The organism is Pseudomonas sp. efr-133-TYG-23, from assembly GCF_030209215.1.
GTDB classification, from domain to species: domain Bacteria; phylum Pseudomonadota; class Gammaproteobacteria; order Pseudomonadales; family Pseudomonadaceae; genus Aquipseudomonas; species Aquipseudomonas rhodesiae.
In genome coordinates this window covers 66,728-89,072 of sequence record NZ_JARVSL010000031.1, presented here as the reverse complement: position 1 = coordinate 89,072, position 22,345 = coordinate 66,728, and the positions used below count along the sequence as shown (strand labels likewise).

Genomic DNA, 22,345 nt, shown 5'->3' with positions numbered 1-22,345 from the left:
CACTGTTGCAAATTGCCGGAGCCGAACATGAAAGACTGGCTGGACGAAATCAAATGGGACAGTGACGGCCTTGTGCCAGCCATTGCTCAGGACTACAAGACCGGGCGCGTGCTGATGATGGCCTGGATGAACCGCGAGGCCCTGAGCCTCACCGCCGCTGAGCAGCGCGCCATCTACTGGTCACGTTCGCGTGGCAGACTGTGGCGCAAGGGCGAAGAGTCCGGGCATGTGCAGACCCTGCACGAGCTGCGTCTGGATTGCGATGGGGATGTCATCATCCTGAAAGTCGAGCAGATCGGCGGCATTGCCTGCCACACCGGCCGTCACAGCTGCTTCTATCGCGTGTTCCAGGACGGCGAATGGAAAGTGGTCGAACCGGTGCTTAAAGACCCGCACGCCATTTACTCCGCAGGACACTGAACATGAGCGATACCCTGAACCGTGTGGCCCAGGTGCTGGAGGACCGCAAAGGTGCGGACGCCGACAGCTCCTATGTCGCCAGCCTGTACCACAAGGGCTTGAACAAGATCCTGGAGAAGCTCGGCGAAGAATCGGTCGAGACCATCATTGCCGCCAAGGACGCTCAGATCAGTGGCGACTGCAGCGATGTGATCTACGAGACCGCCGACCTGTGGTTCCACAGCCTGGTCATGCTCGCCCAACTGGGGCAGCATCCGCAGGCCGTGCTGGATGAACTGGACCGTCGCTTCGGCCTGTCCGGGCACGCCGAAAAGGCCTCGCGCCCGTCCGCTTGAATAACGTTGATTAGAGGATTTGCAGCATGGGCATTTTTGACTGGAAACACTGGATCGTCATTCTGGTGGTGGTGGTGCTGGTGTTCGGCACCAAGAAACTGAAAAACCTCGGCACCGACGTGGGCGAGTCGATCAAGGGCTTTCGCAAAGCCATGAACGACGACGAAAAGCCCGCCGACCCTGCGGCCAATCCGGTGCCACCAGCCCAGCCTGTGCACCCCCAGGCCGCCCAGCCGATCACCGAGCGTCGCACCTTCGACGTGCAGGCTGAAAAAGTCGAAGAGCCGACCCGCAAAGACTCGTGAGCACTGACTAATGTTTGGTATCAGCTTCTCTGAACTGCTGCTCGTCGGCCTCGTGGCCCTGTTGGTGCTGGGGCCGGAACGCCTGCCCGGTGCCGCACGCACGGCCGGGCTGTGGATCGGGCGCCTGAAACGCAGTTTCAACGCCATCAAACAGGAAGTTGAACGGGAAATCGGCGCGGACGAGATCCGCCGGCAACTGCACAACGAACACATCCTGTCGTTGGAGCAAGAGGCGCGCAAGATCCTGTCGCCCGTGCAAGAGCCGGCCAAACCGGTGGAGCCGGTGGCTGAACACAGCATTGCACCAGCCCCAGCCGCCGACACCGCTCCAACCCCGCCAGAGCCAGTACCGGCGCCCACCGCGTCGCCCGCTCCCCATGACCCTACATTGCCGCCGCGAGCCCCATGAGCGCTGATAAACCGGAAAACGACCAGCACATGCCGCTGGTCTCGCACCTCACCGAGCTGCGTACCCGCCTGCTGCGTTGCGTAGCGGCGATCTTCATCATCTTTGCCGGGTTGTTCGCCTTTACCCAGCAGATCTACACGTTCGTCTCCACGCCATTGCGCCAGTACCTGCCGGCCGGCGCAACGATGATCGCCACCGATGTGTCCTCGCCGTTCCTCACACCGTTGAAGTTGACGATGATGGTCTCGCTGTTCCTGGCGATCCCGGTGATCCTGCATCAGATCTGGGGCTTTATCGCTCCGGGCCTGTACAAGCATGAGAAACGCATCGCGGTGCCGTTGCTGGTGTCGAGCATCCTGCTGTTCTACACCGGCATGGCCTTCGCCTACTTCCTGGTGTTCCCGCTGATCTTCAAATTCTTCGCCGCCGCCACCCCGGCTGGCGTGGAGATGATGACCGACATCACCAGCTACCTCGACTTCGTGATGACGCTGTTCTTCGCCTTTGGCGTGGCCTTCGAGATCCCGGTGGCGGTGGTGCTACTGGTATGGATCGGCGTGGTCAATGTGCAGTACCTGAAGAAGATCCGCCCGTACGTGATCATCGGCTGCTTCGTGGTCGGCATGATCCTGACCCCGCCGGACATCTTCTCCCAGACCCTGCTGGCCGTGCCGATGTGGATGCTGTTCGAGATCGGCATCCTGTTCAGCGGCCTGATCAGCAAGCGCAGCGACCACCCGGATGACCAACCCGCCGACGACGACCAGCCGCCAGCGACCCAACCGTGAACCTGCTGCTGCTGGAAGACGCCGACTTTATCGCGGCCGACCGAGTGATCCTGCGGGATCGACGCCTGGTGCATATGCAGGACGTCCACCGCGCAGCGGTGGGCGACAACCTGCGCGTCGGCCGCATCGGTGGGCTGATGGGCAACGCGCACCTGCTGCGCCTTGAAGCCGCCGAGGCCGAGTTACAGGTCAGCTTCGACCTGCCGCCGCCGGCCAAACTGCCCCTGACCCTGTTGCTGGCCCTGCCACGCCCGAAGATGCTGCGCCGAGTGCTGCAAACCGTGGCGGCCATGGGTGTGCCCAAGGTGGTCTTGGTCAATAGCTACCGCGTAGAGAAAAGTTTCTGGCAGACCCCGTTCCTAGAGCCCGAGGCGATCCGTGAGCAACTGATCCTGGGCCTGGAGCAAGCCCGCGACACGGTGCTGCCCGAGGTCATCATCGAAAAGCGCTTCAAGCCGTTCGTCGAGGACCGTCTACCGGCCATGACCGAGGGCACGTTAGGCCTGATCGGCCATCCGGGGAATTACCCAGCCTGCCCGCGCGGCCTGGATGAACCGGTCACCCTGGCGATTGGACCAGAAGGCGGCTGGATCCCCTACGAGGTGGAATTGCTGACCAAGGCCGGCTTGCAACCGGTGCAACTCGGTGCACGTATCCTGCGCGTTGAAACGGCCGTGACGGCTCTCCTTGCCCGTCTATTCTGACGCCCACCTGCTCCGTCCTACAGAATCTTCCCAGGCAGCCGATAAGGTGTGGATAAGTCCAAGCCTTGTTCCAGGGGAGTTTGCAGCATGTATCGTTGGTTAGCCGAAAAGCTGGGAAATGTCAGCGTCAAAACCAAACTCGCCGTCGGCTTTGGCCTGGTATTACTGCTGACGCTGATGATTACCTTCACCGGTTGGACTGGCTTGGGTGATGTGATCAGCCGAGGTGACAAGCTGGGTTACATCTCCAGTCTGAACAGCCTGACCAAAGACTTGCGCCTGGCACGCCTGGACTATGAAATGCGCCGCGGCGAACAAGGCACCACCGCTGTCAGCGAACTGCTGAACAAGCTCGACAGTGGTCTCAAGAACGCCCGCACAATGATCGAGCAACCTGCCGACGCAGCACTGATCGACGAGCAATTGGCCGCGGTGGATCAATACAAACGCGCCTTCAGCGATATGGCGCAAGCCGGTGCCAGCCGCGAAAACGCTCGCAGCAAGCTTGGCGATACCGCCGACAATGCCGTGCTCAAGGTGGGCGATATTGAAAAAAGCCTGCTGCAAGGCGACAGCGTTACTCAGTTCAACAGCGTAGTCAGCTTGAGCAAACTGATCCAACAAGCACGCTTCCAAGTGCGCGGCTACACCTACAGTGGCAAGGTTGAAGCCGAACAGCCGGCCCTCGATGCCATCGACAATGCCCTCAAGAAAATCACTGAACTTGAAGGCCAATTGCCGGCCGAGTTCCAGGCCAATCTGCAGCAGGCTGGCGTTTCGTTGCAAGCGTACCGCGCGGCCGTCAGCCAGTATCGCGACTCCCAGGTCGCTAGCGCAGCGGCGCTCAAAACCATGAGCGCACAAGGCGACATCCTGCTCAGCCACAGTGACAAACTAACCCTGTCCCAAACTGTCGTGCGCGACACCGACGCCGCCCACGCAAAAAACCTGTTGCTGCTCGCGACCATCCTGGCACTGATCTTCGGCCTCGTGGCCGCATGGGCCATCACCCGCCAGATCATCCTCCCGCTGGAGCAGACCCTCAAAGTCGCGGAGCGCGTCGCCTCGGGCGACTTGAGCCACAACCTGACCTCGCTGCGCCAGGACGAACTGGGCCAACTGCAACGGGCCATGCAAAGCATGACCGTGGGCCTGCGTGAGTTGATCGGCGGTATCAGCGATGGCGTGACCCAGATCGCCAGCGCCGCCGAACAGCTGTCCGCCGTGACCGAACAGACCAGTGCCGGGGTCAACAGCCAGAAGGTCGAGACCGATCAGGTGGCCACCGCCATGAACGAAATGGCCGCCACCGTGCAGGAAGTGGCGCGCAATGCCGAAGAAGCCTCCGAAGCCGCCGTGGCCGCCGACCAGCAGGCCCGTGAGGGCGACAAGGTGGTGGGCGAGGCGATTGCCCAGATCGAGCGCTTGGCCACCGAGGTCGGCAACTCCACCGAGGCCATGGGCGATCTCAAGCGCGAAAGCGACAAGATCGGCAGCGTGCTCGACGTGATCAAGTCCGTGGCCCAGCAAACCAACCTGTTGGCACTCAACGCCGCGATTGAAGCGGCACGGGCCGGTGAAGCCGGGCGCGGGTTCGCCGTGGTGGCCGATGAAGTGCGCAGCCTGGCGCAGCGCACCCAGAAGTCCACCGAAGAGATCGAAGAGCTGATTGCCGGCCTGCAAACCGGCACTCAGCAGGTGGCGGCCATCATGGACAACAGCCGCGGCCTCACCGACAGCAGTGTCGAACTGACCCGCCGCGCCGGCAGTGCCCTGGCCAGCATCACCCGTACCGTATCGACGATCCAGGCGATGAACTCCCAGATCGCCACCGCCGCCGAGCAACAGAGCGCCGTGGCCGAAGAGATCAACCGCAGCGTGCTGAACGTGCGCGACATCTCGGAACAGACCGCCGCCGCCAGCGAAGAGACCGCCACGTCGAGCACCGAACTCGCGCGCCTGGGCACCCACCTGCAAGCCCTGGTCGGCCGCTTCCGCGTCTGACCCCCTGTGTCACGGCGACCTGCCTCGGGTCGCCGTTGTCAGCCTGTGAAATTTCCTACGAGTTTTTCAGGCTCTCCCCACCGACAACAGAACTAGCGTTGAACTCAGTTCACCGCGTTAGCGCGCCCGTGGTGCGCCGATACGTTGACGAACGTCCCTCGTTCACTTGTCGGAGGTTAACCATGCTTCGTCGAATGACTCACCTATTGGGCGACGCCAGCGTCACCCTCAAACTGGCCCTGGGCTTCGCCCTGGTACTGGCCCTGAGCCTGGTCATCGCCGTGACCGGCTGGCAGGCCCTGGCCGCATCCCTTTACCGCTCGCAAACCCTCACCGTGCTCGCGCAATTGGCCGTGGCCGGCGAAGAACTGCGCTCCGATCGCATCGTTTACCGCACGCTGGACGATGCCAAAAGCCTCGATCGATTAAGCCACGGCATGGAAAAAGTCGAGGCCGCGCTGGCAGAACTCTCCAACCGCCTCAAAGTCGCCCAGTCCATTCAGTATTTACAGGAGATGACGCGTCTGTCCGATGCGTTCAAAACGACCCTCAAGGACATACCCACCCGCGTGGAGAAACGGGAAAACGCCCGCGAGCAATTGAAACAAAGCACCGTGCGCATCGGCGATGTACTGGCGCAACTGGCCAGCGACCTGCCGGATCAGGAGGATGAAAAGGCCCTGGATGCTATCGAGAATCTTCGCCAGGCCATTGGGCACGCCGAAGACAGCGCCCAGAGCGCGGCCTGGGCCGCCGATTCGCTGGAGGCCTACGCCCAGGCCGTCAGCGACGCGGAGCGCAGCCTGGAACTGACCCTCGCCGCCGTGGCGAAGCTGCCGGTGGATAACAGCGCGCTGACCAACGCCGTGCAAAGCATCCGCACCCATCTCACCCGCCTCAAGGAGGCGCAACTGAGCACCGAGACCGCGCAAGCCCAGTTAGAGCAACAGCTGGATCAACTGCTCGCGCAGAGCGACCTGTTGAGCCAGGACCAGACCCAACGACGCGACCTCGCCGCCGATCACGCACGCACCCAGACGTTGGCGACCACGGCCGCCGCGCTGATCTTCGGCGCCTTGGCCGCGTGGGTTATCGCCGGGCAGATCGTCAAGCCATTGCGCAAAGCCCTGGCGGTGGCCAATCGCATTGCCGACGGCGACCTGAGCCATGATGTCCAGACCCGACGCCGGGACGAATTGGGCCAATTGCAGTGCAGCATGACGCAAATGACGCTCAACCTGCGCGCCCTGATCGGCAACATCAGCGACAACGCCAGGCAGATCGCCAGCGCCGCCGAGGAGCTGTCCACGGTCACCGAACAGACTCGCTCGGGGGTCAACAATCAACGCGACGAAACCGAACAGGTCGCCACCGCCATGAACGAAATGCTGGCCACCGCCCAGGAAGTGGCGAGGCATGCCGAACAGGCGTCGATCGCCGCCAAGCAGGCCAACCAGCAAACCGAGCTGGGCGACCGAGTGGTGACGGATGCCGTGGCGCAGATCGAGCATCTGGCCCATGAAATGGCGCGCTCCAGCCAGGCCATGTTGGGGCTGCAACGGGAGAGCCAGAAGATCGGCAGCGTACTGGAAGTGATCAAGTCGGTGTCGCAGCAGACCAACCTGTTGGCCCTCAACGCCGCCATCGAAGCGGCCCGTGCTGGGGAGGCCGGCCAAGGCTTTGCGGTGGTCGCCGATGAAGTGCGCAGCCTCGCCCAACGCACCCAGCAGTCCGCCGAGGAAATCGAGGAACTGATCGGCGGTCTGCACAGCGGCACGCAACAGGTGGCCGACATTATGGACAACAGCCGCGCGCTGACCGATCAAAGCGTCGGCCTGACCCGCAACGCCGGCGAGGCCTTGATGGAGATCGCACGCACGGTGGGGGTGATTCAGGAAATGAACCCACAGATCGCCGCGGCGGCCGAGGAGCAGAGCGCGGTGGCCGAAGAGATCAATCGCAGCGTATTGAAGGTGCGGGACGTGTCGGAACAGACCGCCACTGCCAGTGAGCAAACGGCCGCGGCGAGCACTGAGCTGGCCCGCTTGGGCACGGATCTGCAGGCATGTGTGGGGCGGTTCAAGGTCTGAACGCGCCCCGGCCGATTACAGCACCTGGCGCAGGAAGGCTTGGGCGCGCGGGTCCTTGGGGGCCTCGAAGAACGCGGCGGGGGCCGCGTCTTCCAGCAACTTGCCGTGATCGAAGAACAGCACACGATCGGCCACTTCGCGGGCAAAGCCCATTTCGTGGGTGACGCAGACCATGGTCATGCCTTCCAGGGCCAGGGTCTTCATCACATCGAGCACCTCACCGACCATTTCCGGGTCGAGGGCCGAGGTGGGCTCGTCGAACAGCATCACTTTGGGGTCCATCGCCAAGGCCCGGGCGATGGCTACCCGCTGTTGCTGACCGCCGGACAAGCGGGATGGAAACTCGTTGGCCTTTTGCGCGATACCGACCTTTTCCAGCAGCGCCAAAGCCTTGGCCTCACGCTCCTGCTTACCGCGCTTGCGCACGACTTTCTGCGCCAGGCACAGGTTTTCCAGCACGGTCATATGGGGGAACAGGTTGAAGTGCTGGAACACCATGCCGACTTCGCGGCGATAGGCGTTCACGTCGGTTTTCGGATCAGCCAGTTGCAGGCCGTCGATGCTCACCGAGCCTGAGTCGAATTCTTCCAGGCCATTGAGGCAGCGCAGGAAGGTGGACTTGCCGGAACCGGACGGGCCGATCACCACCAGCACTTCGCCCTTGGCCACCTGGGTGGTGACGTTATCCACCGCGCGGACGACCTGCCCACGGGTATCGAAGACTTTTACCAGATCGCGGACTTCAATCACTTTGCGCGAGCCTCCGCTCAAGCCGGCTGGCCATTTTCGACAGCGGCAGGTTGATCAGCAGGTACAGGCCTGCGACGCAGAACAGGATTTCGAACGGTGAGAACGAGGTGGTGATCACTTCGCGGCCGCTCTTGAGCAGTTCGGTGATGGCGATCACCGAAACCAGCGAGGTGTCCTTGACCAGGCTGATAAATTGCCCGGCCAGCGGCGGCAACACGCGCTTGAACGCCTGGGGCAACACGACGTGACGCATCGACTGGCTGGCACTCAGGCCCAGGGATCGCGCGGCCTCGTTCTGACCACGGGTGATCGACTGCACACCGGCGCGCACGATTTCCGCCACATAGGCGCCGGTAAACAGCGACAGCGCGGCGATCCCGGCAAATTCGCGGGAAAGGTTGAGCACCGTGCCGATAAAGAAATAGAAAATGAAGATCTGCACCAGCAGCGGCGTGCCGCGCACCAATTCGACATAGATCGTCGACAGGTCGCGCAGGGTCGGGTTGCTGGACAAGCGACACAGGCCGGTCGCCAGACCGATCACCAGGCCCAGGATGCCGGACACCACCGACAGCCACAACGTGGTCCACAGCCCCCACATCAACGGGCCCAACGCCCAGTGCCGGGTCACACCGACCACATCGCCCTCGGCCACATCATCGCCGCGGGCCACTTGCAAGCTGTTGTCGGCGACGGTGAGCTTTTGCTCGACGCCCGCGTCATTGCGCAAGGTGACTTCGGCTGTGTCGCCATTGCGTACCAGCTCAACGACGGTGGAGATATCCGCCGCGCGCTGGGCAGTTTCCGCCTGATAGGCGAAGTACTGCGGTACGCGGTTCCAACGCCATTCGTAGGACATCAGCGAGGTGGCGTAATACAAGGCGCCGGCCAAGCCAACCAGCACGACCACCGTCAGCAGATGCCAGGGCCATTGGGCTTTTTTCTGTTTCATTGATCTTTCCGGATGTGTGTTGCCTGGTAGGCCGCCATTGTGGGCAAGGCCACTCCCACACTTGACCGAGTTCCAACAGTCAAACGTGGCAGTCTTGCCTGCGATGGGCGCTACGCGGTGTTCAGTCGGACCTTATTCCATGTCCTTGAGCCACTCGGAGCTCTTGAACCACTTGTCATGGATGCGATCGTAGGTGCCGTCGTTCTTGATCTGGTGCAGGAAGTTGTTGATGAAGTTGATGCTGTCGTAGTCGCCTTTCTTCAAACCGAACGCCAGGGGCTCGAAGGTGAACGGTTCGTCCAGGAACACCAGTTTGCCGTTGCCGACTTTCTTCTCGGCCACCACGTTGTACGGCGCGTCATACACAAAGGCATCGGCCTTGCCGTTGACCACGTCCAGTACACCTTCCTGCTCGTTGTCGTAGCCGTGGTACTTGGCCTTGGAGATCAGCTTCTTCGCGACCATTTCACCGGTGGTGCCGAGCTTGGAAGTCAGGCGGTATTTCTCGTCGTTCAGGTCTTTGTAGGACTTGATGGTGCCTTCCAGGTCCTTGCGGATCAGCAGGGTCTGGCCGACCACGATGAACGGTTCGCTGAAGTTCAGGCGCAGGTTGCGTTCCTGGGTCAGGGTCATGCCGCTGCCGATCATGTCGAACTTGCCGGTCAAGAAGGCCGGGATGATGCCGTCATAGCCGGTGGAGACCAGCTCCAGCTTGACGCCCATGGACTTGGCCATGGCCTTGAGGATGTCGACTTCGAAACCGATGATTTCGCCGCGCTTGTCCGTCATTTCGAACGGCATGTAAGTCGGGTCCATCCCGACTTTCAGCGTGCCGCGCTTGACCGCATCGTCGATGGCGCCGGCCTGGGCCGCAGTGGCCGCGACCAGTGCGGTGACGCCTAGCAGCAGCATCGAAAGATACTTTTTCATCATCAAGTCCCCTGAACGATTCTTATAAGGTCGGCGCACAAAAGGGCTGCGCCATTTCGGGGTGCGATCCTAACCCACTCACTGCCGGTCACAAAGGTTTCACGGGTAATTGTTATTGCGTATGTCGGAAAAGGCCCACAACGGGATGTTCGAGCACAGAGGGTAGACACGCGCGCAGGGGGCAACGGCAAATAATTGTTATGTAAGCAGTTATGACTTTCAGTCGATTTCCGTAAGCCAGTCGGTGTCCTTGAACCACTTGTCATGCAGGCGATCGTAGGTGCCGTCCTGGGCGACCTGATTCAAGAAATGATTGATCCAGTTGAGGCTGTCGAAGTCGCCTTTCTTCAACCCAAAGGCCAGCGGTTCGAAGGTGAACGGCTGCTCCAGCAAGAACAAAGCACTATTTTCCGCACGGCTCAGGGCGATCAGGTTATAGGGCGCATCGTGGATAAACGCATCGGCCTTGCCATCCACCACGTGGCGCACACCCTCCTCCGGGGTGGCGAAACGGCTCAATCGCGCCGCCCCCAGAAAGCGCCGCGCCGCGGCTTCGCCGGTGGTGCCTTCGGTGGTGGCGATGCGGTAATGGGGATCATCCAGGTCTTCAACACTGGTGACCTTGCCGACCAGGCTGGGATGCAGCAACACGGTTTGGCCTACCACAATGAAGGAGTCGCTGAAGTTGAGTTTCAGGTTGCGCTCCTGGGTCACGGTCATGCCACTGCCGATCATGTCGAACTTTCTGGCCAGCAACCCCGGTACCAACTCGGTGTAAGGCACCGAGACCAGTTCAAGCTCCACGCCCATGGCTTGGCTCATGACCGTGAGCAGGTCGATTTCAAAGCCGACGATACGCCCCTGCTTATCGGTCATTTCGAAGGGCACATAGGTGGGAGTGGTGCCCACTTTCAGCACACCACGCCGTACAGCATCGTCAATGGCGCCTGCCTGCACGTCCTGTTGAAGCCAGGCGACGGCGCTCAGCAGCAACGCCGCACAATACCTTTTGATCATGAATCCCCCTGTGGCCGAAACGAATTGGGGGGCGATCCTACCCCAGCCACGGGCACGCCAATACGCCCTTGGCAGGGGTATTTTGTTTCGAAATAACAAGGGGTTAGATCGTTTTTAGCGGGAAAGAAAACGTTGTAGGAAAAGCGCTTGAAACACCCCCGAGGTAAGCCCTCGGGGGTGTTTGAATCAGGCCGGTTGGGCCTGGGACGACAGCGGTTGCAGAGGCAGCAACGGCGCGTGCGGGTCAGCCTTGATCGAGCCACGCCAGGCGGCGAGCCACTCGGCGTGCCCTTCGCTCCAGACCAGCTCGTGCAGGCGGGCCAGGGCTACCGGATCACTGAGCAAGGCCACACGTTCGGCATTGTTGAGGCCGGCGGGGCCGACTTTCAGCGCATGGCGCACGCGTTCGGCACGCAGGTACTCGATCGGCTCGGCCTGACCGTGACGCGACGTCGCCAAGGCACAGGCCAGGGCGTTCTGCTGCGGGTCGACCACCGAGCGCACGAAGCCGTCGTGCAGGGCGTGCCAGCGATTTTCGTGGGTGTACTTGTCGGTCGACACCAGCGCCTGGGGCGGATTGTATTCCTCGGGGATCAGGAACAGGCTCTCGTCACGGGACTTGAGGCCCAGGTTCACCCGACTGGAGATCACTGACACCGGGATCGACAACATCAGCGACCCGACAATCGGCACCAGCCACCACAGGAAGCTTGGGTTCAACCACACCACCAGCAAGGCCCACAAGAAGCCCAGCAAGGTTTGCGTGCCGTGGCGCTTGAACGCTTCGCCCCAGGTGGTGGAGTCGTCATCACGCTTTGGCGAATTCCAGGTCGCGGCCCAGCCGAGGAACGCGGCGAGCACGAAACGGGTGTGGAAAATCATCCGCACCGGCGCCAGCAGCATGGAAAACAGCATTTCCAGCAGCATGGACATCGTGACCTTGAACTTGCCGCCGAACTCTTTTGCGCCCTTGGCCCAGATCAGGATGATGCTCAGCAATTTAGGCAGGAACAGCAGCACGATAGTGGTGGAGAACAACGCCACCGCCTTGTCCGGATGCCACTGCGGCCACAGCGGGTACAACTGGCGCGGCGCCATGAAGTACTGCGGCTCCATCAGGGTGTTCACCGCCAGCAACGCGGTGGACAGCACTAGGAACAGGAACCACAACGGCGCCGACAGGTAGGACATCACGCCGGTCAGGAACACCGCACGGTGCACCGGGTGCATGCCTTTAACCAGGAACAGACGGAAGTTCATCAGGTTACCGTGGCACCAGCGACGGTCACGCTTGAGTTCGTCCAACAGGTTCGGCGGCAGTTCTTCATAGCTACCCGGCAGGTCGTAGGCAATCCACACACCCCAGCCGGCCCGACGCATCAGCGCCGCTTCTACGAAGTCGTGGGACAGGATGGACCCGGCGAACGCGCCTTTACCCGGCAACGGTGCCAGGGCGCAGTGCTCGATAAACGGCTTCATGCGGATGATTGCGTTGTGACCCCAGTAGTGGGATTCACCCAGCTGCCAGAAGTGCAGGCCGGCGGTGAACAGCGGGCCATATACACGAGTGGCGAACTGCTGCATGCGCGCATACAGGGTGTCCATGCCCGACGCACGCGGCGCGGTCTGGATAATCCCGGCATCCGGCGTGGCTTCCATCAGGCGCACCAGGCTGGTCAGGCATTCGCCGCTCATCACGCTGTCGGCGTCGAGGACCACCATGTACTTGTAGTCACCGCCCCAACGACGGCAGAAGTCGTCGAGGTTGCCGCTCTTACGTTTTACACGACGACGGCGACGGCGATAGAAGATCTTGCCGAAACCACCGGCTTCGCGACACACGTCGAGCCAGGCCTGCTGCTCGGCGATGCAGATGTCGGCGTCGTTACTGTCGCTGAGCACGAAAAAGTCGAAGCGGTCCAGGTCACCGGTCGCGGCCACCGATTCGAACGTGGCGCGCAGGCCGGCGAATACCCGGGGCACGTCTTCGTTACAGATCGGCATCACCAGCGCGGTGCGGGCGTCTTTCGGGATCGGCTCGTTGCCGGCACTTTTACCGGAGATCCGGTATTTATCGTGGCCAGTGAGCAACTCTAGGAAGCCCATCAGCGCTGTCCAGAAACCGGCCGACACCCAGCAGAACAAAATCCCGAACATGATCAGGATGCTGGTTTGCAGGGCGTAAGGCAGCACCTGGGTGGCGGTCTGCAGCAGGGTCTGATTGCGGATTTCGTCGAAGTCCACCAGCGACCAGCCCTGGTACGGCATGATGCCTTTCATGTACCAGCCGGCCACGATGGTCTGGCCGAGCATCAGCACCAACAGGATATAGCGACGGATCGAACCGACGGTGCGCCAGCGCGCGGCCGGCAATACCCGTTCATCCTTCGGCGGTTTGGGCGGGTTGCTGCGCCCGGTGAGGCGACGCCAGCCGCGCACCAGGATATTGGTGCGCCACGGCTCCGGCACCACGCGGGTGCGATGGATCGGCGGCGTGGCTTTGAGGCAGACGCGACCGGCAGCATCGACCGCAAGCATTTCGGCGTCTTGCAGCTCTTCGGCCGTGCTGAGGGTCAACCGGCGACCCACCGACGCTTGAGCGGCGTCGACCGGTTCGTCGAAGGTCGCGGACGACAGGCGTTGATGCAATTCGGCGAAGGAGGAGCAGCCCGCCAGTTCGGCGCGCTGCTCTGCAGTCATCGGAAGATGCGCCAAATACTCGGACAGAGTCTCTGGCTGGACTTGAGAATTACTCATCGGCAGGCAACTGATAGCTCCAGGTTTCGGTCAGGACCTGTTCGGTCTTGATCGGCTCCGGTGTGGCTGGGGCAGCTTCTGGCTGCTTGGCTTCCTTGTCTTTGGCGTCTTTCTTGGCCTGTTTCTCGTGTTGCTTGGCCAATACCTTGTCGGCCTTGAGGACCTGGGTCGACACATGCTCAGGCTCTGGCTGAGCAACGTCCTGCACCAGGGCGGCACGCATTTCGGTCGGCTTGCTCGGGTCCTTGATCTTCATGCGCAGGGTCAGGCGCCAGCCTTTGGTGTGCTCGTTGTAACGCACGCTGTTTTCAACCAGTTCAGCGTTGTCACCCACGCTCACCTGGCTGCGCACAGGCGCGTCCGGCAGCAGTTTCTTCAGGGACGGGCCTTCGAAGTCCACCAGGTAAGCGACGCTGCCATCCGGCTGACGGATCAGGTTGGATTGCTTCACGTCACCGGTGGAACGCAGGGTCTGCTTGACCCAGGCACTGTCCGGCGAATGGAACGCGGCGTCGTCCAGAGTCCAGTGCAGGCGGTAGGCTACGTCCAGCGGCTGACCGACTTCCGGCAGTTTTTCCGGGCTCCAGAACGCAACGATGTTGTCATTGGTCTCGTCGGCGGTCGGGATCTCAACCAGGTCCACGGAGCCCTTGCCCCAGTCGCCTTCAGGTTCGATCCAGGCGCTTGGGCGCTTGTCGTAGTTGTCGTCCAGGTCTTCGTAGTGGCTGAAGTTGCGACCACGTTGCAGCAGGCCGAAACCGCGCGGGTTCTCTACGCTGAAATTGCTGACCGACAGGTGTTTAGGGTTGTTCAGTGGACGCCAGATCCACTCGCCGTTGCCGGCATGGATCGACAGACCGCTGGAGTCGTGCAGTTCGCGACGGTAGTTGAGTACTTTGGACGGCTGGTTCGCGCCGAACAGGAACATGCTGGTCAGCGGGGCCACCCCGAGTTTGCTGACCTTGTCGCGCAGGAACATCTGGGATTTGACGTCGACCACAGTGTCGGTGCCCGGACGCAGGATCAGGCGATAGGCGCCGGTCGCGCGCGGCGAATCCAGCAGGGCAAAGATCACCAGGTGCTTGTCACCCGGCTTCGGACGCTCGATCCAGAACTCGGTGAACCGCGGGAATTCTTCGCCGGACGGCAGCGCAGTGTCGATCGCCATGCCACGGGCGGACAGGCCATAGACCTGGTCCTTGCCCACGACGCGGAAGTAACTGGCGCCGAGCATGGTCATGATTTCGTCTTGCTTGTCGCTCTTATTGATAGGGAACAGAACACGGAAACCGGCATAACCCAGTTGTTCGGTGGCCTTAGGATCGAATTTCACATCACCGAAATCGAAACGCGACGGGTCGTATTTGATTTCCTGAACGCTGTCAGCGGTGACTTCGTTGATTTTCACCGGCGTATCGAAGTGCATACCCTGGTGATAGAAGGACAGCTTGAACGGGGTGTTCTGATCGGCCCACTCGGCTTTTTCATTGCGGAAACGAATTTTCTGATAGTCCGCAAACTTCATTTCGCGGAATTCGTTTGGCAGATTGCTGCGCGGAGCTTCGTACTTCTGCCCGGCCAGCTCTTTTGCCTTGGCCGACACATCATCCAGACTGAATGCCCACAGTTGACCCGCGCCGAACAGGCAAAACAGGGCAGAGCCCGTCACCAGTGCGTTTCGTAACCGTTTGGCAGACAATTTTGGTGCATTACAGGGACTAACAATCACGAGCAACCCTCGCCGAAAACAGATCAAAAAACCAACGGCCAGCTATCTATATGCCAGGTTGGCGAGCATTGTTCCGACTACCCTGGGTCAAAATGATTCCCCAATGGTTGTCGGACAAGTCTCTACCTAAGTCAAAAATGGACCAAACAACGCTGATCCCCGTAGCGCGCGATTATCTAGTAGCCCGCGAGACAACGCATCAGGGGCAACGAAGTATTTGTAGCGAAATCCTGCGTTTTTAAGCATTAAAAGTCGTTTTCAATACATTCACGTCTGCAAGAGGAACGTCACAGGGCCATCATTGACCAAATGCACCTGCATATCCGCGCCAAAACGCCCCGACGCCACCCTGCCATGCAATTGTTGCGCTTGTAACAGCAAGTGCTCAAAAAGCGCCGCTCCCAGGGCCGGAGGGGCCGCCGTGGAGAAGCTGGGCCGCAAGCCGCTCTTGGTATCCGCCGCCAGGGTGAATTGCGAGACCAGCAGCAAACCGCCGTCAATGTCCTTGAGCGACAGGTTCATCTTGCCTTCGTCATCGCTGAACACCCGATAGTTCAGCAACTTGTGCAGCAATTTGTCGGCACTCTCAGGGGTATCTGAAGGCTCGACAGCCACCAGCACCAGCAACCCCTGATCGATGGCCCCCACGATTTCACCTGCTACCTCGACCCGGGCACCACGCACCCGTTGCAGCAGCCCCTTCATGCTTCTTCAGGCGGCAGGTCGAGCAAACGCCGGGCCATTTCGCCGGTCGCGCGCACCAGCGCGTCGGTGATGCCAGGCTCGGACGCCGCATGGCCCGCCTCGCGGATCACCTGTAGCTCGCTGTTGGGCCACGCCTGGTGCAACTCCCAAGCGTTATCCAACGGGCAGATCATATCGTAGCGCCCATGGATGATTACGCCAGGCAGGTGCGCAATCTTATGCATATCGCGGATCAGTTGGTTGGGTTCCAGGAACGAGTGGTTAGTGAAGTAATGGCACTCGATGCGCGCAATCGACAACGCCCGCTGCGGCTCGGAAAACCGCTCCACATGCTGCGGGCTCGGGCACAAGCCGAGCATGCGCCCTTCCCAGCCGGACCACGCCTTGGCCGCGTGCATCTGGGCGATCTGGTCGTTACCGGTGAGGCGCTTGTGATAGGCCGCGATCATGTCGTGACGCTCATCGGCCGGGATCGGCGCGATGTAGTCCTGCCAGTAATCCGGGAACAAGCGGCTCGCGCCTTCCTGGTAGAACCAGTGGATGTCCTGCGGACGGGCCAGGAAGATGCCGCGCACGATCAGGCCATGCACGCGCTCGGGATGGGTTTGCGCATAGGCCAGGGCCAGGGTCGACCCCCAGGAGCCACCGAACAGCACCCATTTATCGATGCCCAGGTGCTCGCGGATGCGCTCCATGTCGGCGACCAGGTCCCAGGTGGTGTTGTTTTCCAGGCTGGCGCGTGGCGTGGAGCGACCGCAACCCCGTTGGTCGAAGGTCACGATGCGGTACAGGTTGGGGTCGAAATAGCAGCGGCTCTGGGCGTCGCAACCGGCGCCAGGGCCACCATGGATGAATACAACGGGCAAGCCTTCGGGAGAGCCACTTTCATCGACATACAGGGTATGGGTGTCATCGACGGCCAGATCGTGCCGGGCGTAGGGTTTGATCTGCGGGTACCAAGTCTGCATTGCGCGCTCCGTAGGGGGTCGGGTTCATCCCTGGGGGGACGTCTATTATTCTGCCGTCTGGCACTATAAACCCGAATTGTGCAATGAGCATGTCCTTGAGCGCTTAGACCTGTGTCAGCCCTTCGCTCCCCAGGTAGGCAAGGCTTGGGATGAGGGCTTGGCAGTGGTGAGCGGGCTCGCTCACCACAGAGTTATTTCAACCTTTGAGACTTATGTAGATACCTATGGCTATCGGGGGCAAGCCCCTCCCACAGTTGGAACTGTATTTGGCTTAGGGTAAGGCCAACGCTGTAGATCCTCCCTAGCCGTAGCGCTTGCGTCCCCAGTCCAACAAACCTTCGAGCAACTGCTTCAATACCACTCGCGTCGGCTCAGCCAGGTCCGCGCGGTACTTGAACGGTTCGAACTCCTCCATATAGGTGCTCTGGCACAACTCCAACTGCACGGCGTGGATATTCTCGGCCGGGTTGCCGTAATGCCGGGTGATATGCCCGCCCTTGAAGCGCCCGTTAAGCACATGGGTGTACTGCGTGTGCCTGGCGCAGATGGCTTCGAGCTGGCCGGCCAGTTCCGGGTCGCATGCCGCGCCGTTGAAGGTGCCGAGGTTGAAGTCCGGCAGTTTGCCGTCGAACAGGTGCGGGATCACCGAGCGAATCGAGTGCGCATCGAACAGCAACGCATAGCCGAACTCAGCCTTGAGCCGCGCCAACTCTTCTTGCAGCGCGCGGTGGTAGGGGCCCCAGATTTTCTGCAGGTAGGTCGCCCGTTCCTCCTCGGACGGCTCCTGGCCTTCGACAAACAACGGCACGCCATCGAACAGGGTTTTGGGGTACAGGCCGGTGGTGGCGCCGGCGTACAGCGGCGTGTCGTCGGACGGTCGGTTCAGATCGATGACAAACCGCGAATACTCCGCCGACAAGGTGCTGGCCCCCAGTTCCTCGGCAAAGTCATACAGCAAAGGGATATGCCAATCGGTGTCCGGCAGGCTCTGCGCCTCGGGGATCAGCCCGGCCTTTACCGCAGGTGTGAGGCGCAGGCCGGCGTGGGGCATGCTGATCAGCAGCGGTGTGCGGCCTTGCTTGAAGTTCAGAACGTTATCCACAACGGTACTCCTTAAACGATGGCATCGACGCCATGGCGCACGACGCGTTTATCCAGTTCGCCGCCCAACCAGTAAGCCAGGTCGGCCGGACGATCGATCTGCCAGGCGACAAAATCCGCGACCTTGCCCACTTCCAGCGAACCATGTGTGTCGCCCATGCCCAGCGCGCTGGCCGCGTGTTGGGTAGCGCCGGCCAGGGCTTCTTCCGGGGTCATGCGGAACAAGGTGCAGGCCATGTTCAGCATCAGGCGCACAGACAGCGCCGGCGAGGTGCCGGGGTTGAGGTCGCTGGCGATGGCGATTTTCACACCGTGCTTGCGCAGGGCCTCCATAGGCGGCAACTGGGTTTCGCGTAGAAAGTAGAACGCCCCCGGCAGCAGTACCGCGACGGTGCCGGCGGCGGCCATGGCGATGGCGTCTTCTTCGGTCATAAACTCCAGGTGATCGGCGGACAACGCTTGGTAACGCGCCGCCAGGCTGGAGCCGTGCAACGAGGACAACTGTTCGGCGTGCAGCTTCAAAGGCAGGCCGAGTTGCTGCGCGACGTCAAACACTCGCGCCACTTGTGCAGGGGAAAACGCCAGGTATTCGCAAAACGCATCCACCGCATCCACCAGGCCTTCGGCCGCCAGGGCCGGCAGCATCTCCTGGCAGATATGCTCAATGTAGTCGTCGGCGCGATCCTTGTACTCCGGCGGCAAGGCATGGGCGGCCAGGCAAGTGGCGCGCACGCTGACCGGCAGCGCCTCACCGAGACGGCGAATCACCCGCAGCAATTTGCGCTCGCTGGCCAAATCGAGGCCGTAGCCGGATTTGATTTCCACCGTGGTCACGCCGTCACGCAACAAACTGCGCAGGCGCTTATGGGCGCTGGCGAACAGTTCATCTTCACTGGCGGCGCGGGTGGCGCGTACGGTGCTGGCAATCCCACCGCCCTGCGCCGCGATCTCGGCATAGCTCACGCCTTCAAGGCGTTGCTCGAACTCACCGCTGCGATTGCCACCGAACACCGTGTGGGTATGGCAATCGATCAGCCCAGGGGTCACCCACGCGCCTTGCAGGTCGTGGACCTGGGCGTAATCCGCGCTGGGCGCCTGGCTGCGCGGGCCGATCCACTCGATCAGCGAACCGGCGGTGACCATAGCCGCATCCTCGATGATCGAGTACTTGCCCTGGGCCATGGTTGCGACGTGGCAGTGTTGCCAAAGGGTTTTCATCCGACACTCCTTGGGTTACAGGCTCGGCAGCAACTGGGCCGGGACCAGCTCATTCAGACAGCGGCTGGCGAGCAGTTCGCTAGCGGCGAGGATGTCCGGGGCGAAGAAGCGGTCCTTGTCGTAAAACGCCACTTGGCTGCGGAGGATGCCCCGGGCCTTTTCCAGCTTGGGGGAGGTTTTCAAGCCTTCGCGCAGGTCCAGGCCCTGGCACGCCGCCAGCCATTCCACGGCAAGGATGCCACGGGTGTTTTCGGCCATTTCCCACAGACGCTTGCCGGCCGCCGGAGCCATCGACACGTGGTCTTCCTGGTTGGCCGAGGTCGGTAGGCTGTCGACGCTATGGGGATGGGCCAGCGCTTTGTTCTCGCTGGCCAATGCGGCGGCGGTGACCTGGGCGATCATGAAACCGGAGTTGACCCCGCCATTGCCCACCAGGAACGGCGGCAACTGGGACATGTGCTTGTCCATCATCAGCGAGATGCGTCGCTCACTGAGCGAACCGATTTCGGCGATGGCCAGCGCCATGTTGTCGGCGGCCATGGCCACCGGTTCGGCATGGAAGTTACCGCCGGAGATCACATCACCCTCGGCGGCAAAGACCAGTGGGTTATCCGATACGGCGTTGGCTTCCACCACCAGCACCTCGGCAGCCTGGCGCAACTGGGTCAAGCAAGCGCCCATGACTTGTGGCTGGCAACGCAGGGAATACGGATCCTGCACCTTGTCGCAGTTCTGGTGCGACTGCGACACCTGGCTGCTTTCGCCCAGCAGATCACGGTAAGCCGCCGCCGCATCGATCTGCCCACGCTGACCGCGAGCCGCATGGATGCGCGCATCGAACGGCGAGCGCGAGCCCAGCACCGCTTCCACGGTCAGACCGCCGCACGCCAAGGCACCGGCGAACAGGTCTTCACCTTCGAACAGGCCGCGCAAAGCATAGGCGGTAGACACCTGGGTGCCGTTAAGCAGCGCCAGGCCTTCCTTCGCCGCCAGGGTCAGCGGCGCAAGGCCAGCGACCTTGAGCGCGTCTTTTGCTTCAAGCCATTCGCCTTTGTAGCGCGCCTTGCCTTCGCCGAGCAGCACCAGGGACATGTGGGCCAGGGGCGCCAAGTCACCGGAGGCGCCGACGGAACCTTTCAACGGAATATGCGGGTAGACCTCGGCGTTGATCAGCGCGATCAGTGCATCGATCACCACGCGACGGATGCCGGAGAAACCACGGCTGAGGCTGTTGACCTTGAGCACCATCACCAATCGCACCAGTGCGTCGCTGATCGGCTCGCCGACACCGGCGGCGTGGGACAACACCAGGGAGCGTTGAAGGTTTTCCAGGTCTTCGCTGGCGATGCGCGTGGAGGCCAGCAGGCCGAAGCCGGTGTTGATGCCGTAGGCGGTGCGGTTTTCGGCGAGGATCTGCTCGACACAGGCCACGCTGGCGTCGATCTGCGCCGATGCGCTGGCATCCAGGCTGAGGGTTACCGGCTGCTGATAGATGGCCCGCAGTTGGGCAAGGCTAAGTTGGCCTGGAATCAGATTTAGCGCAGTCACAGTGATGCTCCTTTGGAATTATTGTTCAGTGCAAATGGGGAAATGCTTGATGCAGCAAAGCGCTGTCCTTGAGCAGTGCGGCGGCGGTCGCGATGTCCGGCGCCAGCCAGCGGTCCTGCTCGTAGGGCGGGATCTGTTCGCGCAGTAAACGCCAGGCACGCTCGGTGCCGGCGCCGAAGCGTTGCGTTTTTAGAAATTCAAAAGCCTGGGCCGCCAGTAAGTACTCGATGGCGAGGATCTGAGTCACGTTGGCCAACACCTGGTGCAGCTTGAGCGCGGCATTGGTGCCCATGCTGAGGTGGTCTTCCTGCAGGCCCGAGGTGACGAAATTGTCGAGCGCCGCCGGCTGCGCCAGTTGGCGATTCTGCCCACACAACGACGCGGCGACGTACTGCACGATCATCATGCCGGAGTTGACCCCGGGGTTGCTTACCAGAAACGCCGGCAGGCCACTGACATGGGGGTTGATCAAGCGATCCAGGCGGCGCTCGGCCACCGAGCCTATTTCGGCCATGGCGATGGCGAGCATATCCGCCGCCAGCGCGACCGACTGCCCGTGAGGGTTGGCCTGGGACACCACGCGGTAGTTGTCCGGCGTGCCGAGCACCAGTGGGTTATCGGTGACGCTGTTGAGTTCAGTCTCGATCTGCTGGGTGGCGTGCGCCACCTGGTCACGCGTCGCGCCATGGATTTGCGGGATCGAGCGCAAGCTCAGGGCATCTTGGGTGCGTATGCCCTGGCTGGCGGCGATCACCTCGCTGCCGTCGAGCAACGCGCGCAGGTTGGCGCCCACCAACTGCATGCCGGGGTGGGGCTTGAGGGCGATAATGTTTGCGTCGAACGCGTCGAGCTGACCGCGCTGGGCCTCGAAGCTCATGGCGCCGATCACGTCGGCCCACTGCAGCAGATGATCGGCATCGGCCAGGGCCAGGCAGCTCAGGCCGGTCATGCATGGCGTGCCGTTGACCAGGCACAGACCGTCCTTGGCGCCAAGCTCAACGGGCTGCAAGCCTTCGGCCTGCAAGGCTTGCTGCGCCGAGACAATGCCGCCGCGATAGCTCACATTGCCGACACCCAGCAACGCCACGCCGACGTGGGCCATGTGGGTCAGGTAACCCACCGAACCCTGGGACGGCACTTGCGGGGTGATGCCATGGTTGAGTAGCGCCAGCAGTGCCCGCACCACTTGAGGGTGCAGGCCGGAATGGCCGTGGCTGTAGTTGACGAGGGCCGCGCAGATGATCGCGCGGGTCTGTTCGTCGCTCAGCACCGGGCCGACGCCGCAGGCATGGCTAAGCAAGGTATTGCGCGACAATTGGCTGAGTTGCTCGCCTTGCAGCGATACATTGCACAGCGCCCCCAGCCCGGTGTTCACGCCGTAGGCGCGCTCACCGCTGCTGACGATGCGCTGCACGATGGCCTGGGCGTTATCGATCCGCGCCCAGGCCTGGGTCGACAGTTCGAGGACCGCGCCATGGCGGGCCACGGCGACCACGTCCTGCCAGCGCAATGGCGTGTCGCCGATGGTGATTTTTGGTGCCTGGGACATTGTTGACCTCTTCATATTCTCTACAGCTTTGCCGGCCTCATCGGGGGCAAGCCCCCTCCCACATTG

The 22,345-nt window shown here is 61.8% G+C and carries 20 protein-coding genes and 1 pseudogene; 9 read left to right on the top strand and 12 right to left on the bottom strand.

Annotated elements, in window-relative coordinates:
• Positions 1 to 27: 27 nt before the first annotated feature.
• The 9 genes and pseudogenes from hisI (at position 28) to QRN41_RS21140 (ending at position 7,055) form a co-directional block, all read left to right on the top strand.
• Entirely contained in the window at positions 28 to 420 is a 393-nt protein-coding gene (gene hisI / locus QRN41_RS21175) for a phosphoribosyl-AMP cyclohydrolase (RefSeq protein ID WP_285422101.1), read from the top strand.
• A gap of 2 nt (positions 421 to 422) precedes the next feature.
• Positions 423 to 755, top strand: a complete 333-nt coding sequence (locus QRN41_RS21170; RefSeq protein ID WP_003209299.1) for a phosphoribosyl-ATP diphosphatase — start codon at positions 423 to 425, stop codon at positions 753 to 755.
• 26 nt (positions 756 to 781) lie between these two features.
• Positions 782 to 1,060: a twin-arginine translocase TatA/TatE family subunit gene (locus QRN41_RS21165; protein ID WP_017738835.1), complete on the top strand. Its 279-nt coding sequence runs from the start codon at positions 782 to 784 to the stop codon at positions 1,058 to 1,060.
• Between the two features lie 10 nt (positions 1,061 to 1,070).
• Positions 1,071 to 1,469, top strand: coding sequence for a Sec-independent protein translocase protein TatB (gene tatB / locus QRN41_RS21160; RefSeq protein WP_034111411.1), 399 nt, complete (start codon positions 1,071 to 1,073; stop codon positions 1,467 to 1,469).
• Entirely contained in the window at positions 1,466 to 2,257 is a 792-nt protein-coding gene (gene tatC / locus QRN41_RS21155) for a twin-arginine translocase subunit TatC (protein WP_034095481.1), read from the top strand. Before tatB ends, tatC begins: the two co-directional genes overlap by 4 nt.
• On the top strand, positions 2,254 to 2,961 hold the full coding sequence (locus QRN41_RS21150; RefSeq protein WP_285422100.1) for a 16S rRNA (uracil(1498)-N(3))-methyltransferase: 708 nt from the start codon (positions 2,254 to 2,256) through the stop codon (positions 2,959 to 2,961). The genes tatC and QRN41_RS21150 overlap by 4 nt, the downstream gene beginning before the upstream one ends.
• A gap of 87 nt (positions 2,962 to 3,048) precedes the next feature.
• Positions 3,049 to 4,107: pseudogene (locus QRN41_RS26385) on the top strand (methyl-accepting chemotaxis protein); the annotation flags it as partial.
• Positions 4,093 to 4,965: a methyl-accepting chemotaxis protein gene (locus QRN41_RS26380; protein WP_371918509.1), complete on the top strand. Its 873-nt coding sequence runs from the start codon at positions 4,093 to 4,095 to the stop codon at positions 4,963 to 4,965. The pseudogene QRN41_RS26385 and the gene QRN41_RS26380, both read left to right, overlap by 15 nt.
• A 182-nt stretch (positions 4,966 to 5,147) precedes the next feature.
• On the top strand, positions 5,148 to 7,055 hold the full coding sequence (locus tag QRN41_RS21140; protein WP_167416733.1) for a methyl-accepting chemotaxis protein: 1,908 nt from the start codon (positions 5,148 to 5,150) through the stop codon (positions 7,053 to 7,055).
• 15 nt (positions 7,056 to 7,070) lie between these two features.
• Here QRN41_RS21140 and QRN41_RS21135 read toward each other — a convergent pair whose 3' ends face one another.
• The 12 genes from QRN41_RS21135 to hutH (QRN41_RS21080) form a co-directional block, all read right to left on the bottom strand.
• Complete coding sequence (locus QRN41_RS21135) at positions 7,071 to 7,805, bottom strand: amino acid ABC transporter ATP-binding protein (protein WP_034136558.1); 735 nt, start codon at positions 7,803 to 7,805, stop codon at positions 7,071 to 7,073.
• The gene (locus QRN41_RS21130) at positions 7,798 to 8,757 is read right to left on the bottom strand and encodes an amino acid ABC transporter permease (RefSeq protein ID WP_034095476.1); all 960 of its coding nucleotides are present in this window, start codon (positions 8,755 to 8,757) and stop codon (positions 7,798 to 7,800) included. Before QRN41_RS21130 ends, QRN41_RS21135 begins: the two co-directional genes overlap by 8 nt.
• A gap of 132 nt (positions 8,758 to 8,889) precedes the next feature.
• Positions 8,890 to 9,687: a transporter substrate-binding domain-containing protein gene (locus QRN41_RS21125; RefSeq protein ID WP_034095475.1), complete on the bottom strand. Its 798-nt coding sequence runs from the start codon at positions 9,685 to 9,687 to the stop codon at positions 8,890 to 8,892.
• 219 nt (positions 9,688 to 9,906) lie between these two features.
• Entirely contained in the window at positions 9,907 to 10,704 is a 798-nt protein-coding gene (locus tag QRN41_RS21120) for a transporter substrate-binding domain-containing protein (protein ID WP_034136555.1), read from the bottom strand.
• Positions 10,705 to 10,890: 186 nt separating this feature from the next.
• Positions 10,891 to 13,461: a glucans biosynthesis glucosyltransferase MdoH gene (mdoH, locus tag QRN41_RS21115; protein ID WP_167416732.1), complete on the bottom strand. Its 2,571-nt coding sequence runs from the start codon at positions 13,459 to 13,461 to the stop codon at positions 10,891 to 10,893.
• Positions 13,454 to 15,133: a glucan biosynthesis protein G gene (locus QRN41_RS21110; RefSeq protein WP_187696826.1), complete on the bottom strand. Its 1,680-nt coding sequence runs from the start codon at positions 15,131 to 15,133 to the stop codon at positions 13,454 to 13,456. The genes mdoH and QRN41_RS21110 overlap by 8 nt, the downstream gene beginning before the upstream one ends.
• A 324-nt stretch (positions 15,134 to 15,457) precedes the next feature.
• Positions 15,458 to 15,895 (bottom strand): D-aminoacyl-tRNA deacylase, encoded by a 438-nt coding sequence (gene dtd / locus QRN41_RS21105; protein WP_034095472.1) that lies wholly within the window; start codon positions 15,893 to 15,895, stop codon positions 15,458 to 15,460.
• Positions 15,892 to 16,863, bottom strand: coding sequence for a prolyl aminopeptidase (pip, locus tag QRN41_RS21100; RefSeq protein WP_034095471.1), 972 nt, complete (start codon positions 16,861 to 16,863; stop codon positions 15,892 to 15,894). The genes dtd and pip overlap by 4 nt, the downstream gene beginning before the upstream one ends.
• Positions 16,864 to 17,164: 301 nt before the next feature.
• Positions 17,165 to 17,965, bottom strand: coding sequence for an N-formylglutamate deformylase (hutG, locus tag QRN41_RS21095; RefSeq protein WP_040265741.1), 801 nt, complete (start codon positions 17,963 to 17,965; stop codon positions 17,165 to 17,167).
• A gap of 11 nt (positions 17,966 to 17,976) precedes the next feature.
• Entirely contained in the window at positions 17,977 to 19,182 is a 1,206-nt protein-coding gene (gene hutI, locus QRN41_RS21090) for an imidazolonepropionase (protein WP_167416731.1), read from the bottom strand.
• Positions 19,183 to 19,197: 15 nt separating this feature from the next.
• A complete protein-coding gene (gene hutH / locus QRN41_RS21085; RefSeq protein ID WP_094065181.1) occupies positions 19,198 to 20,730 on the bottom strand; it encodes a histidine ammonia-lyase in 1,533 nt (510 codons plus the stop codon).
• A gap of 25 nt (positions 20,731 to 20,755) precedes the next feature.
• Positions 20,756 to 22,279: a histidine ammonia-lyase gene (gene hutH / locus QRN41_RS21080; protein ID WP_167416730.1), complete on the bottom strand. Its 1,524-nt coding sequence runs from the start codon at positions 22,277 to 22,279 to the stop codon at positions 20,756 to 20,758.
• Positions 22,280 to 22,345: the final 66 nt, after the last annotated feature.